The sequence below is a fragment of the Mesorhizobium sp. GW821-FHT04C10 genome (assembly GCF_059420305.1).
On the sequence record NZ_JBWKTL010000001.1, the window covers coordinates 2,362,695 to 2,377,863 of the forward strand.

Genomic DNA, 15,169 nt, shown 5'->3' on the forward strand with positions numbered 1-15,169 from the left:
CATGATGTCATCCGAAAACCGCTCCACACTTTTCGGCACCATGCTCTAAATTATGTCCGACGCGACCGACAAGGACTCGAAAACCGAAGAGGCGACGGAGAAGAAGATCCGCGACACCATCGAACAGGGCAAGCTGCCCCATTCGAGGGAAACCGCGATCCTGGCCTCCTTCGTCGCCATACTGGTGTTCACCGTCTTCTATGCCAAGGACGCGGTCATCAATCTCGGCATGTTCCTGTCGATGTTCCTCGAGAAGCCCGAAGCCTGGCCGATGGACACCGAGACCGATGTCATCGAGCTCTACAAGATTGTCATGCTGGAAGTGGGCCGCGCGATCGTCAGCCTGCTGGTGCTTCTGACCGTCGCCGGCATCGGCGCCTCGGTGCTCCAGAACATGCCGCAATTCGTCGGCGAGCGAATCAGGCCGCAGCTTTCGCGCATTTCGATCACCAAGGGCTGGAACCGGATGTTCGGTGCCCAGGGCTGGGTCGAGTTCCTGAAATCCCTGGCAAAGGTCGGTTTCGCCATCGCCGTGCTCACCTTCACGCTGTCGGAGGATCACCGCAAGCTGCTCGCCGGGATGATCACCAATCCAGTCGCCTTCGGTCTCGTCATCCGCGGCATCGCGGTCGACATACTGGTGGCGATCGTCTTCGTCATGGGGCTGATCGCGGCAATCGACATCGTTTGGTCGCGCTTCCACTGGAGGCAGGACCTGCGCATGAGCAAGCAGGAGGTCAAGGACGAGTTCAAACAGTCCGAGGGCGATCCGATCGTCAAGTCCCGGCTGCGTTCGCTGGCGCGTGACCGCGCGCGCAAGCGGATGATGACGGCGGTGCCGCGCGCGACGCTGATCATCGCCAACCCGACCCACTTCTCGATCGCCCTGAAATATGTGCGCGACGAGGATGCGGCGCCGCTCGTGGTTGCCAAGGGGCAGGATCTGGTGGCGCTGAAAATCCGCGAGATCGCGAAGGAGCACAACATTCCGATCTTCGAGGACGTGGCGCTCGCCCGCTCCATGTACAAGCAAGTTTCGGTCGATAATGTGATCCCGTCGCAATTCTACCAGGCCGTCGCCGAACTGGTGCGGATCGTCTACTCGAAAAAGGCTGAGCGCAGACAGATTTCATGAATCGCCAACCGCACGCAAAATCCCGCGAGATCATCGTCGCCAACGCCATCGAACAGGTGGTTGGCGAATTGCGGCTGATCGATGTCGCCGACTATATCGCCTTCATCCGGCTGGAGCATTTCGCGTGCCTGTCGGACCTGGTCGATTCAGCGGTGGAGCTGTTCTTCATGCCCGGCACGCTCAGGCTCGGCCACGGCGGCGAGGCGCATGTCGACTGGAGCGGCAGCCCGCGCATCGTGCTCGATCTGGAGTTGCGGCCACCCGGGGTGACCGTCTATTTCCAGCTGACGCTGAGCGAGGCCGGTAACTCGGTCGTGGTCAATTACGTGTCGTTCGAAAAGCCTGGCGAGGATCCCGAGCACAATACGGCGCTGCTGGAAGCGGTGATCGAAGAGGCCCGTATCCGCAAGGTGGAGCCCATGGCTTTCTGAGGTCTGTCGTGGGTCCGGCGAGACCGGCCTGCAAAAGGGCTCCCCGTGTTTCGGGTGCTCACATACCTGAACCTACGCTCCGCTCCGGCTCTCGTTATCCACCGGTTTGGTCGTTTCGCGCCGGTCTTCGATCGCGGCTCGGCCGGGTCTCAATCTCAACAGACGTTGAGCGCCTCATCGTTTCATTATTCGATCAGACCGAGCCGCAGCGCCTTGGCGACCGCCTGGTTGCGGTTGACGGCGTTGAGCTTCTGGGTCGACTGGGTCAGATACTGATTGGCTGTGTGCACGGACAGCTTCAGGAGCCGCGCGATCTCCTCGCTGGTGTTGCCGTTGGCGGTCAGCTTCAGGCACTCCAACTCGCGCTTGGAGATGGCACGCATCCTGCCGGTATCACCTGGACGGATGCGGGCGACCGCGGCGAACAGGGAAAAGCAGCGGGCGTGGATTTCGTAGAGTGCATCCTGCGGCAGCGCGATCTCCGACCCCAGGAAGACGACAAGGCCGCACTGACCGCGATCGGCATGGACGGGAAAGGCGATGCCGCTGGTGCCGGGCGCCAGCGGCGCCATCTGCTCGGTCCAGGCGAGGTTGCCGAACGTCTCGGTCATCGCGGCGAGCCCGTCATCCGTCCACCAGCGTGGCTCCGTCGAGTTGTGAGCGTGGCGCACGATCTCCTCGCCATTGGCGCCCGAGATAAACTTCGTCGCCACGGCGATGCCGGGATAGTCGGAATCGAAACACGGAACCAGCCGTGCGCGTTCCGGCGACGGGCTGACGAAGAACAGGCCGAAGGCCGAGGCGTTGATATCGACCGCGATCCACCGGCAGCGGCGCACGGCATCGGGAATGGTGACCGCGTGATGTGTTTCGGAGCCGAGCGAGAAGGCGCCGAAGGGGCTGCGCTGATCGTTGAAGATCGCCTCCGCGGCGTCCTTGATGTCGGCCTGTTTCAAATGATGCCACTCCTGATCGCCGTGGCGATGGCCATCGCACGGTTGCTGGCAGCGAATTTCTGGATGGCGTGGGTGATGTAGCTGTTGACGGTGTTGGAGGAGACGCCAAGGATGACCGCCACTTCATCGGTGGTCTTGCCTTCCGAAACCCAGAACAGGCATTCGCGCTCACGATCCGAGAGCGGATCCTGCATGGCCGCGGCGGCGATCAGCTGCGGAATGTGCGAGAGCGCGTAGCAGCATTTCAATTGCGCCTTCATCAGCGCCGGCTGGTCGATCTGGCCTGATGTCGCCGCTGAGAACAGAGCAAACAGGCGCTGGCGGCCGACATTCAGCCTGAGCGAATAGATCTCGGCATGGCCGAGCACGTCGAGGAGACGGGCCTCTTCGCCGGAAACCAGCCCGTCGACGTCGGGCGCCTGTGCCGCCACCAGCGGTCTGGGCCGGATGCCGGGCGCGACGGTAAGCGCGCCTTGGGCAAGGCCGGCGATCAGCCGCTTGCCGATCAGTTCAATGGCGTCGAAGATCCAGTTGGAGGAGACGATGCGCGCGTCGTTGCGGTCCTGGTCATGGACGATGGCAACCAGCATGTAGCTGTCGGCGCCGATCTCGGCGGTCAGCTCCATGAAGAAGCTGGTCAGATCACCGCGCGACGCCAGGCGCGAGCCCAATGTGTCGGATTGAAGAGGCGCGGCGGGACTGCTCATTTGTTGCTTTTGGCCGGAATCGTTTCTGATGCCCGGATGCTGGAGAGCCAGCCGCCGAACCCGAAAACGCGTTACTTTTACGAGACACACACGAGGCGCGGGGCCGCGCCCAACCAGACGGAATCCATTCAGGGAACGCGAAGCCGTCCGCGTCTGGCGCCGGAAGATTCCGGAACGTGAGACTTTGGGTGGTCGCCGCGCCCCCCGAGGACCGGCTGATTCGGGTCTAATCTACCCGTAGATGAATCTGACATCAAACGCGATTTGACAAAATCGAATCCGATGGACTCAGGCGCGACTCAGGGGACCATTTTCGCGGCCTTCGAGGGCGTGAAAATACCGGGACTGCGCAAGCCGCCCATATCGGCGACCGGCAGGTTGCGATAGATTCGCGAGCGCCGAAGGGGTGGGCACCTCCGGCAATCGAGTTCGTGAGCTGCAGGACGGATACGGTTGTGTCCGCAGCCGTGGCACGCGGGCTCCTGGCATCTTTTGTTTCGGGGGAAACGATGAGCGATTCATTTCGGGAAGTCACATCCGTCTCGTGGTTCGGGCGGATCAAGCGGGCGGTTGGCGGGGTCATCTTCGGTCTGCTGCTGATCGTGCTGATGGTGATCGGGCTGTTCTGGAACGAGGGCCGCGCGGTGCAAACGGCGCGTTCGCTGGCCGAAGGGGCGGGCGCCGTGGTCTCGATCAACGCCGACAGCGTCGATGCCGGCAATGACGGAAAGCTGGTGCATGTCAGCGGGCCGGTGACCGCGGATAGCGGCCTGTCCGATCCGGATTTCGGGATCGCAGCGCAAGGGCTGCGTCTGTCGCGCAACGTCGAGATGTACCAGTGGAAGGAAGAGTCCAAATCCGAGACCACCAAGAAGCTTGGCGGCGGCGAGGAGACGGAGACCACCTACAGCTATTCGAAGGTCTGGGACGACAGCCAGATCGACTCGTCGGATTTCAAGAAGCCGGACGGCCATCAGAATCCGCCAATGGCGATCCACAGCCGTGCCTTCCAGATTCCACAAGGCAAGCTTGTCGCCTTTGATCTGGACACGCCGGTGCTGGATCGCATCGACGGCGACAAGGCCTATTCGCTGTCGGCCAGTCAGTCGGCGGCGATCAAGGCCGCCTATACCGGGACGAAGCCGCTCAGCATCGTTGATGGCAAGATCTATCTCGGCAGCGACAACACAACGCCCGCGCTAGGCGACTACCGCATCGGCTACGAACTGGCGCCGCTCGGCGTCGTCAGCATTGTGGCGCGCCAGGCCGGCAGCCGGTTCGAACCATACCAGACGCAAGCCGGCGATGCGCTGCTGATGGTCGATACCGGCCAGGTGCCGGCCGACAAGATGTTCGCCGACGCGGTGAGCGCCAACACGCTGATCACCTGGCTGCTGCGCGCCGCCGGCCTGCTGTTGTTGACGATCGGTTTCGCGCTCTTCCTCAGCCCGATCGGCGTGATCCTCGACGTCATCCCGCTCCTCGGCAGCATGGCGCGGATGGGAACCGGCATCATCGCCTCCTTCCTGGCGATCCTGGTCGGCACGACGACGATTGCGATTGCCTGGTTCTGGTATCGGCCGGTTCTGGCCGCGGGCATATTGGCGGCCGGTATCATAGTTGCGGCGGCGGTCTATTATCTCGGCCGTTCACGCAAGGCTGCCGCACCCATGGGGACACCGAGCGCCGGCGCCGCGACGTAGCTGGCGAAAAGAAAAGGGCTGATATGCCGCCCTTTTCTTGCCTGTTGTTATCCGCTCCGGGTTTGCAGGCTTACCGATCCTCGAAACCGGTCAACACGCCGACGGCATTGATGCCGATCTCCTCGACGGCGTAGCCGCCTTCCTGGACGAACAGCGTCGGCAGGCCAAGCTTGGCGATGCGGCGGCCGATCTTGGGATAGTCCGCGCTCTTCAGCTTGAACTGGCTGATCGGGTCCTTCTCGAAGGTGTCGACGCCAAGCGAGACGACGACGATGTCGGGCGCGTAGGCGGCGAGCCTGGCGCAGGCATCCTCCAGCGAGGCGTTCCACGCGTCCCAGCCGGTGCCGAACGGCATGGGGTAGTTGATGTTGAAACCTTCGCCCGCGCCCGCGCCGCGTTCGTCCGCATGGCCGAGGAAGAACGGATATTCGACCATCGGGTCGCCATGCAGGTTGAGGACCTGCACGTCGGCGCGGTCGTAGAAGATTTCCTGCGTGCCGTTGCCGTGGTGGTAATCGACGTCAAGGATGGAGACGCGGGCCGCGCCCTGGTCGAGAAACCATTGCGCTGCGACGGCGGCGTTGTTGATGTAGCAATAGCCGCCCATGAAGCCGGCGCCGGCATGGTGGCCGGGCGGGCGGCAGAGCGCGAAGGCAGACCTTTCGCCACCCTTGACCAGGCCGGCCGCGGTCAGCGCCACGTCGTAGGAGGACTTGATCGCTGCCCATGTGCCTTCGACGAAGGTGGCGCCGCCGTCGAAGGAATAATAGCCGAGCAGGGCGTCGATGCGCTTTGGCGGCACGTCGCCGCGCAGGCCACGCGTCGGCCAGGTGAACGGCATCGCCGAACCCTGGAAACCGGATTCCACCCATTGCGGCCAGACCGTCGGCAGGAAGTCGATATAGTCAGCCCTGTGGACGCGCTTGGCGGCGGCAAGGTCGTGCTCGAGCGGCAGGACGATCGGACCGAGCTTCTCGCTTTCAACCCGCGCCTTGATGAATTCGGCACGCGAGGGTTTTTCGAAACCCGGCACGATGGCCGATGTGACCAGTTCCATCTGGCCGGCATGGCCAGCATGAAGCGGTGAATAGACAGTCTTCATGAAATTCCTCTCGAAATGCGAAATCAGTCTAGGTTGAGATAGGGGCTCACCAGAGCCAGCCACATGGCTTCGACGTCGTCCTCGATGAGGTCGAATGTCCTGCGATCTCTCTTCAGTCCGACCAGCCGGCAGGCGTGCCCGACCTCCATCATCACCAGGCCGAGCCGTTTGGCGATCTTGTCTTCGAGAGCAGGATTCACATGCCGCAGCCAGGCTGCGTAAAGCGCGATGATCTGCTCGTCATATTCGTCCTGGATCGGCCTGAGATCGGCGTTGCCGGATATCGCCTCGATCACCGGCATCAGGGTCGCGTTTTCAAGATAGATGCTGGATGTGTCGATGAAGAGCTTGCGAACTTCGCGCCGGAACTCCTCGCGGTTGGTGGGCCGGGGGACCTTGATGCGCTTCTCGATCACCTCGGGAAAGGAGGACAGCCAGCGCCGGGCGAGGTCCAGAAGGATGGCCTCCTTGTTGGGAAAGTATTGATAGACCGAACCGACCGACAGGCCCGCGCGCTGCGCTATGGCGAGCGTCGTCGGCGTCCTGGTTCCTTGCTCTCGCGTCAGGATCAGCGCCGCGTCGAGAATCCGGTCGACAACCCTGCTCGACCGTTGCTGCCGCGGCTGCTTGCGCGGCTCGAGCGCTATCCTGGTCTTGCGGTCGAGACTGCGCTTCACTGCTCGATGCCCTCGTTCCCCGCCTGGTCCCAACACAGGCGCGGGGTGCTGTCCACAATACATTCTAAATTCCGCATGTTGACAAACGCGAATAATCAGTCGCATTCTTTATCCACGCTGTCTCTTGAGATCACAAGGGGAATTTCAGAGCCGGCGTACTGACATTGTTTTTTGTCCCATGGCGCCGCTTCGCTGGAGCGGCAGACCGTTGGGTGCGGTGTTGTCGGTGTCAGTCGGTCATCAAAAGCGCGGAGTCGCGATGTCTGTTACGGGTGCGGATCACAATGCGGATCTGATCGTCATCAATGGTCGTGTGCTGACCATGGACGGAGGCAATCCCGTTGCCGAGGCCGTTGCCGTCAAGGACGGCGCCATCATCGCCATCGGCAGCCGCGCTGCAATCGAAGAGCTCAAGGGCTCGGCCACAGAAGTGATCGACGCCAAGGGCGGTTCGGTCCTGCCCGGTTTCATCGAAGCCCACATGCATCTGTTCTCGGGAGGGGCCGAGCTCGCGCATCTTCAGCTTGGCGGTGTCCATGGCTTCGAGGCGCTGCAGAAGGCGATCCGCGACTATGCATCGAAAAAGCCCAATGCCCCGATGCTGGTCGGGCAGGGTGTCGACTATACGGTGCTCGGCAGCGAACGGGTGACGCGCCACCATCTCGACGCCATTTTGCCCGATCGTCCGTTCTGCATGGCCGCGCCCGATCATCACACGATGTGGGCCAACACCAAGGCGCTGGAGATGGCCGGCATCCTGCATGGACGCGCGCTCGGTCCGGGCAATGAGATCGTCATGGGCGACGATGGCCTGGCGGCGGGCGAATTGCGCGAGGGTGAGGCCTTCGGTCCGGTGCTCGATCTTGCCGGCGAGGGCCGGGTGAGGCTGGGGCTGGCGACCGGCGGCGAGCCGGACCCGATGCCCTCGGCCGCCGAACGCGCCGCCGACCGCGACATCATGCGGCGCGGCCTCGCCTGGTGCGCGCGCCACGGCATCACCTCCATCCAGAACATGGACGGCAATCTCTACCAGCTCGAACTGCTGGCCGAGATCGACGCCGAGGAGGGCTTGCCCTGCCGCGTGCAGATCCCCTTCCACTACAAGAATTTCATGACGCTCGACATGCTCGACAAGGCGTCCGTCATGGCCGAGCGCTACAGCAGCGAGTGGCTGTCGTCGGGCATGGTCAAGGTGTTCTATGACGGCGTGCTCGATTCGTGGACGGCCGTCATGGTCGAGCCCTACGCCGACCGTCCGGACTGGGTCGGCGAGCCGCTGTTCACGCCGCAGCAGTTCATCGATCTGGCGGTCGCCGTCGACAGGCGTGGGCTGCAGATCGCCGTCCACTCGATCGGCGACGGCGCGGTGCGTGCGGTGCTCGACGGCTACGAGGCGGCGCAAAAAGCCAATGGCAAGCGCGACAGCCGTCACCGCATCGAACACATCGAGGTCACCACCACCGCGGACGTGCCGCGTTTTGCCGAACTCGGCGTCATCGCCTCGATGCAGCCGCCGCATCCGCCCGGCGCCATGGATTTCCCGCTCGAGCCGACCGTGTCGCGGATCGGGCCGGCCCGCTGGCCGCTGAGCTATGCCTGGCGGACCCTGAAGAACGCCGGCGCGCGTGTCGTCTTCGCCTCGGATTGGCCGGTGTCGCCGATCGACCCGATCCTGGGCATTCAGGCGGCAGTGATGCGCAAACCGTGGGCAGAAAGCGATCCGGACCAGAGTTTCTCGCTCCAGGAATCGATCGCCGCCTACACGGTCGAGGGCGCCTATGCCGAATTCGCCGAACATCGCAAAGGCGCGCTGAAATCAGGCTATATGGCCGATCTGGTGGTTTTGTCTGATGACATCGAGAAAACGGCGCCGGCCGATCTGCACAAGGTGCGCCCGGTGACGACGATCTGCGGTGGCAAGATCACCTATCAGGCCTGACAATGGCATGAGGCTTGCTGGCTAAAGACGGACTGAACTGTGATTCAATGCCGGGCTTGCCAACCTACCGGGCGTGTGGTCACATCGAACAGGGGAACAGCTCCGCCAGCAAGAGCGGGGTCAACAGTGAGGCGTAATCGTGCCGGACAAACCGGGTCGGAATGCGATTGAAGTAGTAAACGTCAGTAAAATTTTCGGATCGGGTGAGGGGCAGGTCGCTGCCCTCGACAAGGTCTCGGTGTCCATTCGCGAGAACGAGTTTTTCACGCTGCTGGGACCTTCCGGCTGCGGCAAGACCACCCTTTTGCGGCTGATCGCCGGCTTCGACTTTCCAACCGCCGGTGAAATCCTGCTCTACGGCCAGGACATCGCGCCGCTGCCGCCGTTCAAGCGGCCGGTCAACACCGTCTTCCAGTCCTATGCGTTGTTCCCGCACATGACCGTGGCCGACAATATCGGGTTTGGCCTGGAGATGCTGGGCAAGCCCAAGGCCGAGATCAAGGCGCGCGTCGCCGAGATGCTGAAGCTGGTCAAGATGGAAGCGCTGGCGGGCCGCCGCACGGCCCAGATTTCCGGTGGCCAGCAGCAGCGCGTTGCGCTGGCACGGGCGCTCGCGCCGCAGCCGAAAGTGCTGTTGCTCGACGAACCGCTCTCCGCGCTCGACTACAAGCTGCGCAAGGAGATGCAGATCGAGTTGAAGCGGCTGCAGCACGAAACCGGCATCACATTCATCTTCGTCACCCATGACCAGGAAGAAGCGCTGACCATGTCGGACCGCATCGCGGTGATGTCGTCGGGCAAGATCCTGCAAGTCGGCTCGCCCTGGGACATCTACGACAAGCCGGCGGAACGCTTCGTCGCCGACTTCATCGGCGAGACCAACTTCCTCACCGCCGCCATATCGGGCGCCGGCAATGGCAAGGCGCGCGCGACGCTCAAATCCGGCACGACCATCGAGGCCACCGTTGCCGAAGGGTTCCAGCCGAAGGACAACGCCACCGTGGTGGTGCGGCCCGAGCATGCCAAGCTGACCAAGGACAAGGGCGATCTGTCGGGCACGGTCGAAAACATCGTCTATTTCGGCACCGACACGCATATCCATGTCCAACTCGACAGCGGCGAAGCCTTCACCGTGCGCCAGCAGAACACGCGCAGCGCAGGCTGCGGTTTCGAACGCGGCGACAAGGTCGGCGTCCTGATCGGCAACGACGCCGCGCAAGTGCTGAGGGACTGATGGCCACCGCGGAAGAAGTCGCCAAGGCCGCCGAACGGCGCGATGTCCGTGACCGCTGGCTTTTGTCGGCGCCGGCGCTGCTGGTCATCCTGCTCGCCGCCACCGGCCCGTTGCTTATCGTGCTCGTCTATTCGTTCCTGACGCCCGGCGCCTATGGCGACGTGAAATGGCAGTTCTCGTCCGACGCATGGACATCGGTGTTCCTGGAACGCGATATTTTCGACGACACGCTTTCGCTCGCGGCGGCGCATGTCACCATCTTCTGGCGCTCGATCAAGCTTGCGGTGGTAACGACGCTGGCGACCTTGGCGCTCGGGTTCCCGACCGCCTATTTCATGGCCACGCGCAGCGAAAAGACCCGTGACCTCTGGCTGTTCCTGATCACCATCCCGTTCTGGACCAACCTGCTGATCCGCACCTTCGCCGTGCTGCAGATCATCCGCAACGAAGGCATCATCAACACCATCCTTTTGAAGCTCGGCATCATCTCGGCGCCGATCCAGATCCTCTACACCGACACCGCGATCCTGATCGGCATGGCCTATGTCTACCTGCCGCTGATGGTGCTGCCGATTTACGCCAGCATGGAGAAGCTCGACTTTCGCCTGGTCGAGGCGGGCTATGATCTCTACGCGACACGCTTCAAGGTGCTGCGGAAGATCATTTTCCCGTTGGTCAAACCCGGCGTCATCGCCGGCTCCATCCTTGTCTTCATTCCAGCCCTCGGCGCCTATGTGACGCCAAGCGTGCTTGGCGGCGGCAAGAACATGATGCTGTCCAACCTGATCGAATTGCAGTTCGGGCAGGGCCGCAACTGGCCGCTCGGCTCGGCGCTGTCGATCACGGTGATGATCATCGTCATGGTGGCGCTGCTTGCCTATGTGCGCAATGCCGGCAAGTCAGGGGTGCGTCATGGCTAGCAACTTCTCCATCAAGCACCAGCCTGGCTTCACCGCGATCGCGGCAACCTGTTTCGTCGTGCTCTATCTGCCGATCATCGTGCTGGTCGTCTACGCGTTCAACGCGGCGAGTTCGACATCCGAATGGGGCGGTTTCTCGATGAGATGGTTCCAGTCGGCATACCAGAACACGCAGGTCATCGATGCAACGCTGCGCTCGTTCCAGATCGGCGCCATCGCGGCGGTGCTGTCGACGATCTTCGCCACCATGGCTGCGCTCGCCACCACGCGTACCGCCTCCTATCCCGGCCTTACCTTCAAATACGCGGCGATCAACCAGCCGCTGATGGTGCCCGAGATCGTCACCGGCGTTGCGCTGCTGATCTTCTTCTCGCGCATCAAGATCTTCACCGGCTATTCCGGCCTCGGCTACCTGATCGCCGCGCATACGGCGTTCTGCATCCCGTTCGCCTACCTGCCGATCCGGGCGCGGCTGGAGAACATGGACCTGACGCTGGAGCGTGCCGCGGCCGATCTCTACGCAACGCCGTGGAAGACCTTCCGCCGCATCACGCTGCCGCTTCTGTGGCCGGGCATCCTGGCCGGCCTGATGCTGGCCTTCGTCATCTCGCTCGACGACGTCGTCATCACCGAATTCGTCAAATCGGGCGGCCAGGACACGCTACCCACCTACATGCTCGGCCAGATCCGCCGTGGCGTTACACCCGAGATCAACGCGATATCGACCGCTTTCCTGCTGCTTTCGGTCGCGATCGTCACGTTGTTTTTCTTTGTCAGCAGGAAACGAGACTGAACCTGAAATGGGAGATAGAACGATGAACTGGAAGACAACAGCGACCGCCATGGGGTTGGCGCTGCTCGCTTCGACGGGCCTCGCCCGCGCCGACGGCGTGCTCAACATCTACAATTGGGGCAACTACACCAGCCCCGACGTGATCAAGAAGTTCGAGGACAAATACAACATCAAGGTGACCATCACCGACTACGATTCCAATGACACCGCGCTCGCCAAGGTCCGGCAGGGCGGCACCGGCTTCGACATCGCCGTGCCCTCGCAGACCTACGTGCCGATCTGGATCAAGGAAGGTCTCCTGCTCGAGACCGATCCGGGCAAGATGGAGAATTTCAAGAACGTCGCTCCTGAATGGGCCAATCCCGAGTTCGATCCGGGCCGCAAATATTCCGTGCCATGGGCCTGGGGCACGATCGGCGTCGTCGTCAACACCGATGCCTACAAGGGGCCGGCCAACACGTGGGGTATCGTCTTCAACACGCCGGACGAGCTGAAAGGCAAGGTCAACGTCGTTCCCGAGATGGGTGACGTGATCTTCGCGGCGATCAAATATGTCGGCGGCGAGCAGTGCACGGACGACAAGGCTGTGCTGAAGAAGGTGCGCGACCTCTTGGTGGCGGCCAAGCCGAACTGGATCGCGATGGAATACAACACCATCGAGAAGATGGGTGCCGGCGACTTCAAGGCGACCAGCGACTGGAACGGCTCGGCATTGCGTCAGCGCCTGGCCAACCCGGCCATCCACTACAACTATCCGAAGGAAGGCTTTGGCCTGTGGAGCGACAACGTCGTCGTTCTCAAGGAAGCCAAGAACGTCGAGAACGCCAAGCTGTTCCAGAACTTCATCATGGATCCGGAAAACGCGGCGGGCCTCTCGGCCTTCCACCGCTATGCCAACGCCATCACCGGCTCTGACAAGTACATGCCGGCCGACATGAAGGACGCGCCGGAAGTCGTCATTCCGGCCGACGCCAAGCCGCATGGCGAGTTCCAGAAGATGTGCGCGCCGGAAACGCAGGAGCTCTACACCAAGATCTGGACCGAACTGCAGAAGTAATCGCTGCGTGAGAGACCCGGCGGTACACGCCGGGTCTTTTCTTTTCCGGGAATGGCCTTTCATGGACTCCTATCGCAACAGCGATCCGCGGCCGCCGATCATGCAGGGCTCGCCGCCCGCCATGGTCCCTCCGAAGCTCGACTGGGACCGGCCGCCGTGGAACCGCTGGGCGTTCCAGCACATCAGGGAAATTCTGCCGACAGCCGAAGTCTGGCGCGGCAACGGCCATCGCCATCGTCTCGAACGCGCCGAGGTCGATCTTGACGGGCTGGCGGTCGAGGACAGCGAGGGCAAGCCGACAACCCTCGCCGGGTTGTTGGACGAGACCTACACGGATGGCTTCCTCGTGCTCAAGGACGGCAAGATAGCCTATGAGCGCTATTTCAACGGCATGGACGAGCGCACGCTGCATCTGTCGCAGTCGATGGCCAAGTCCGTCACCGGCTCGGTGTTCGGCATATTGGCTGGACGCGGCCTGATCGATCCGGCCAGGCCGGTCACCGACTATCTACCTGAACTCGGCGCCACCGGCTGGGCCGGGGCCAGCGTCCAGCATGTGCTCGACATGACGACGGGCGTGCGTTTTTCCGAGGAATATACCGACCGCTATTCCGATATCGGCCAGGTCGACGTCGCCACCGGATGGAAGCCGGTGCCGCCAGGCAGCGATCCGGATTTCCGCTGGCCCTCGCACATGTTCGAGCTGATCCTGGGCCTGAAGGACACGGTTCGCCCGCATGGCACTGGATTTGAATACCGCTCGATCGAGACCGACGTGCTCGCCTTCATCATGGAGCGCGTGACCGGCAAGCGGCTGGCGCAGCTGGTTTCGGAAGAACTCTGGCAAAAGCTCGGTGCCGATGAAAGCGCCTGCTTCACCGTCGACAGCGCCGGTTATGCGCTGGCCGATGGCGGCTTCAATGCGACGCTGCGCGACTATGCCCGCTTCGGCCAGATGATCCTCGACAATGGCGGCGGCATCGTGCCGGCCGGCTGGGTCGAAGCGACACGCAACGGCAAGCACGGGCCGGATTTCTCCACCAGCCTGCCGGAAGGCAGCTATCGCAATCAGTTCTGGATCGAGGATGCCAACTCGCGCGCACTGATGTGCCGGGGTGTGTTCGGGCAAATGATCCATATGGACTGGAACACAGGAATGGTCGTGGTGAAGCTTTCGACCTGGCCGGATTTCAGCAATCTCGGCTATTCCACAGCGACGCTGAAGGCGGTGCACGCCATCGCCGCCGCGCTGATCTGAGCCCCCACAAGAAACGACCTGGAAGGAAACGCCATGACCGGCAAGACCGCGTTCGAGACCCGCTACGGCTTTCGCCGCAACGAGGTGCTGCTTTCCAACTGGCGCGTGAACCCGTTCAATCGATGGTCGTTCCAGAATCTGGGCGAACTGGTGCCGACAGCGCGCGTGACCGCTACATCGGGTAGTGCCGAGGCACCCGCGCGGGATTTCGGTGGCTTGCTTGGTGAAAAGGTTTCGCTTGCCAGCGCTCCGGAGACGATGGCGGAATTCCTGGTGCGCTCCAGCACCGATGCGCTGACGGTGATGAAGGGCGGCAAGGTGATCGGCGACTGGTTCGCGCCGCATATGGATTTTGGCGCCCGCCACATCATCTTCTCGATCAGCAAGTCGGTCACCGCCGTCATCGCCGGCATATTGGAAGGCGAGGGCGTGTTCGATCCGGAAGCGCCGGTGACGACCTACATCCCCGAAGCCGCCGGCTCGGCCTATGGCGATGCGAGTTGCCGGCATGTGCTCGACATGAGCGTCAGCCTCGATTTCGAGGAAGCCTATCTTGATCCGGAAAGCGCTTTCGCGCGCTACCGTCGCGCCACGCTGTGGAATCCGGGCGGCGGCACGGAAAGCCTGCGCCAATTCATCCTGACCCTGCAGCGCCTGGCCGAGCCGCATGGCCAGACCTTCCGCTATCGCTCGCCCAATTCAGACCTGCTCGGCCTGTTGCTGGAGCGGGCTTCCGGCCAGCGCTTCACCGACCTGATGCGCGAGAAGCTGTGGCTGCCGCTTGGCGCCGTCAGCGAAGCCTCGATCGGCGTCGACATGGAAGGCACGGCGCGCACCGCCGGCGGCATTTCGGTGACGCCGCGCGACCTGGCGCGCGTCGGCGAAATGATGCGGCAAGGGGGCACCGCCAATGGACGCCGCATCGTGTCAGAGGCCTGGGTGCGCGACACGACAAGCACCGGCGGCAGCGCGGAAGCCTGGCAGCGCGGCGCGATGCTGCCGCTGTTTCCCAAGGGCCGTTATCGCAACAAATGGTACCAGACCGGACATGAGAACGGTGCCTATTGCGGCATCGGCATCCATGGCCAATGGCTTTATGTCGATCCCAGCACCGAAGTGGTGATCTCCAAGATGTCGTCGCAACCGGAGCCGGTCGACGACCCGCTGGATCTTGAACTCGTCGCGTTTTTCGAAGCGTTGAGCCGGATGGTCTAAGCGGCTCCGCAGCCACATTAGCGCGCGCTTTCCTGTGGACCG

At 62.7% G+C, this 15,169-nt stretch carries 14 protein-coding genes; 10 read left to right on the forward strand and 4 right to left on the reverse strand.

What is annotated here, in order from left to right; genetic code table 11:
• Positions 1-52 precede the first annotated feature (52 nt).
• Together flhB and AC07UC_RS11440 are read left to right on the forward strand one after the other, a co-directional pair.
• The gene (gene flhB / locus AC07UC_RS11435; RefSeq protein ID WP_202326042.1) at positions 53-1,135 is read left to right on the forward strand and encodes a flagellar biosynthesis protein FlhB; all 1,083 of its coding nucleotides are present in this window, start codon (positions 53-55) and stop codon (positions 1,133-1,135) included.
• Positions 1,132-1,566 (forward strand): BspJ family T4SS effector nucleomodulin, encoded by a 435-nt coding sequence (locus AC07UC_RS11440; RefSeq protein WP_140771698.1) that lies wholly within the window; start codon positions 1,132-1,134, stop codon positions 1,564-1,566. The genes flhB and AC07UC_RS11440 overlap by 4 nt, the downstream gene beginning before the upstream one ends.
• Positions 1,567-1,751: 185 nt before the next feature.
• Here the strand turns inward: AC07UC_RS11440 and AC07UC_RS11445 are convergent, their stop codons facing one another.
• The gene (locus tag AC07UC_RS11445; protein ID WP_494905735.1) at positions 1,752-2,522 is read right to left on the reverse strand and encodes a helix-turn-helix transcriptional regulator; all 771 of its coding nucleotides are present in this window, start codon (positions 2,520-2,522) and stop codon (positions 1,752-1,754) included.
• A complete protein-coding gene (locus tag AC07UC_RS11450) occupies positions 2,519-3,229 on the reverse strand; it encodes a helix-turn-helix transcriptional regulator (RefSeq protein ID WP_140771696.1) in 711 nt (236 codons plus the stop codon). Before AC07UC_RS11450 ends, AC07UC_RS11445 begins: the two co-directional genes overlap by 4 nt.
• 509 nt (positions 3,230-3,738) lie before the next feature.
• Here AC07UC_RS11450 and AC07UC_RS11455 point away from each other — a divergent pair.
• On the forward strand, positions 3,739-4,932 hold the full coding sequence (locus tag AC07UC_RS11455) for a TMEM43 family protein (RefSeq protein WP_494905737.1): 1,194 nt from the start codon (positions 3,739-3,741) through the stop codon (positions 4,930-4,932).
• Between the two features lie 70 nt (positions 4,933-5,002).
• Here the strand turns inward: AC07UC_RS11455 and AC07UC_RS11460 are convergent, their stop codons facing one another.
• A complete protein-coding gene (locus AC07UC_RS11460) occupies positions 5,003-6,034 on the reverse strand; it encodes a histone deacetylase family protein (protein ID WP_140771692.1) in 1,032 nt (343 codons plus the stop codon).
• 23 nt (positions 6,035-6,057) lie between these two features.
• The gene (locus AC07UC_RS11465; protein WP_494905739.1) at positions 6,058-6,711 is read right to left on the reverse strand and encodes a TetR/AcrR family transcriptional regulator; all 654 of its coding nucleotides are present in this window, start codon (positions 6,709-6,711) and stop codon (positions 6,058-6,060) included.
• A 259-nt stretch (positions 6,712-6,970) separates the two neighbouring features.
• Between AC07UC_RS11465 and AC07UC_RS11470 the strand changes: the two genes are divergently transcribed.
• From AC07UC_RS11470 to AC07UC_RS11500, 7 genes are all read left to right on the forward strand, one after another.
• Positions 6,971-8,650, forward strand: a complete 1,680-nt coding sequence (locus AC07UC_RS11470) for an amidohydrolase (protein ID WP_494905741.1) — start codon at positions 6,971-6,973, stop codon at positions 8,648-8,650.
• 139 nt (positions 8,651-8,789) lie between these two features.
• On the forward strand, positions 8,790-9,884 hold the full coding sequence (locus tag AC07UC_RS11475) for an ABC transporter ATP-binding protein (RefSeq protein WP_140771687.1): 1,095 nt from the start codon (positions 8,790-8,792) through the stop codon (positions 9,882-9,884).
• A complete protein-coding gene (locus AC07UC_RS11480) occupies positions 9,884-10,804 on the forward strand; it encodes an ABC transporter permease (RefSeq protein WP_140771685.1) in 921 nt (306 codons plus the stop codon). Before AC07UC_RS11475 ends, AC07UC_RS11480 begins: the two co-directional genes overlap by 1 nt.
• Entirely contained in the window at positions 10,797-11,597 is an 801-nt protein-coding gene (locus AC07UC_RS11485; protein WP_140771683.1) for an ABC transporter permease, read from the forward strand. Before AC07UC_RS11480 ends, AC07UC_RS11485 begins: the two co-directional genes overlap by 8 nt.
• Before the next feature lie 22 nt (positions 11,598-11,619).
• Complete coding sequence (locus tag AC07UC_RS11490; protein ID WP_494905744.1) at positions 11,620-12,654, forward strand: ABC transporter substrate-binding protein; 1,035 nt, start codon at positions 11,620-11,622, stop codon at positions 12,652-12,654.
• Between the two features lie 61 nt (positions 12,655-12,715).
• Complete coding sequence (locus tag AC07UC_RS11495; RefSeq protein ID WP_494905746.1) at positions 12,716-13,912, forward strand: serine hydrolase domain-containing protein; 1,197 nt, start codon at positions 12,716-12,718, stop codon at positions 13,910-13,912.
• A gap of 33 nt (positions 13,913-13,945) precedes the next feature.
• Positions 13,946-15,127 carry a serine hydrolase domain-containing protein gene (locus AC07UC_RS11500; RefSeq protein WP_494905748.1) on the forward strand — a complete coding sequence of 394 codons (1,182 nt, stop codon included), beginning with the start codon at positions 13,946-13,948 and terminating at the stop codon, positions 15,125-15,127.
• Positions 15,128-15,169: the final 42 nt, after the last annotated feature.

What these genes read in the sequence shown, in the direction of transcription:
- flhB (WP_202326042.1), top strand. Translation starts at nt 53, where the DNA reads ATGTCCGACGCGACCGACAAGGACTCGAAAACCGAAGAGGCGACGGAG.
- AC07UC_RS11500 (WP_494905748.1), top strand. Translation starts at nt 13,946, where the DNA reads ATGACCGGCAAGACCGCGTTCGAGACCCGCTACGGCTTTCGCCGCAAC.
- AC07UC_RS11480 (WP_140771685.1), top strand. Translation starts at nt 9,884, where the DNA reads ATGGCCACCGCGGAAGAAGTCGCCAAGGCCGCCGAACGGCGCGATGTC.
- AC07UC_RS11490 (WP_494905744.1), top strand. Translation starts at nt 11,620, where the DNA reads ATGAACTGGAAGACAACAGCGACCGCCATGGGGTTGGCGCTGCTCGCT.
- AC07UC_RS11455 (WP_494905737.1), top strand. Translation starts at nt 3,739, where the DNA reads ATGAGCGATTCATTTCGGGAAGTCACATCCGTCTCGTGGTTCGGGCGG.
- AC07UC_RS11450 (WP_140771696.1), bottom strand. Translation starts at nt 3,229, where the DNA reads ATGAGCAGTCCCGCCGCGCCTCTTCAATCCGACACATTGGGCTCGCGC.
- AC07UC_RS11495 (WP_494905746.1), top strand. Translation starts at nt 12,716, where the DNA reads ATGGACTCCTATCGCAACAGCGATCCGCGGCCGCCGATCATGCAGGGC.
- AC07UC_RS11470 (WP_494905741.1), top strand. Translation starts at nt 6,971, where the DNA reads ATGTCTGTTACGGGTGCGGATCACAATGCGGATCTGATCGTCATCAAT.
- AC07UC_RS11440 (WP_140771698.1), top strand. Translation starts at nt 1,132, where the DNA reads ATGAATCGCCAACCGCACGCAAAATCCCGCGAGATCATCGTCGCCAAC.
- AC07UC_RS11460 (WP_140771692.1), bottom strand. Translation starts at nt 6,034, where the DNA reads ATGAAGACTGTCTATTCACCGCTTCATGCTGGCCATGCCGGCCAGATG.
- AC07UC_RS11485 (WP_140771683.1), top strand. Translation starts at nt 10,797, where the DNA reads ATGGCTAGCAACTTCTCCATCAAGCACCAGCCTGGCTTCACCGCGATC.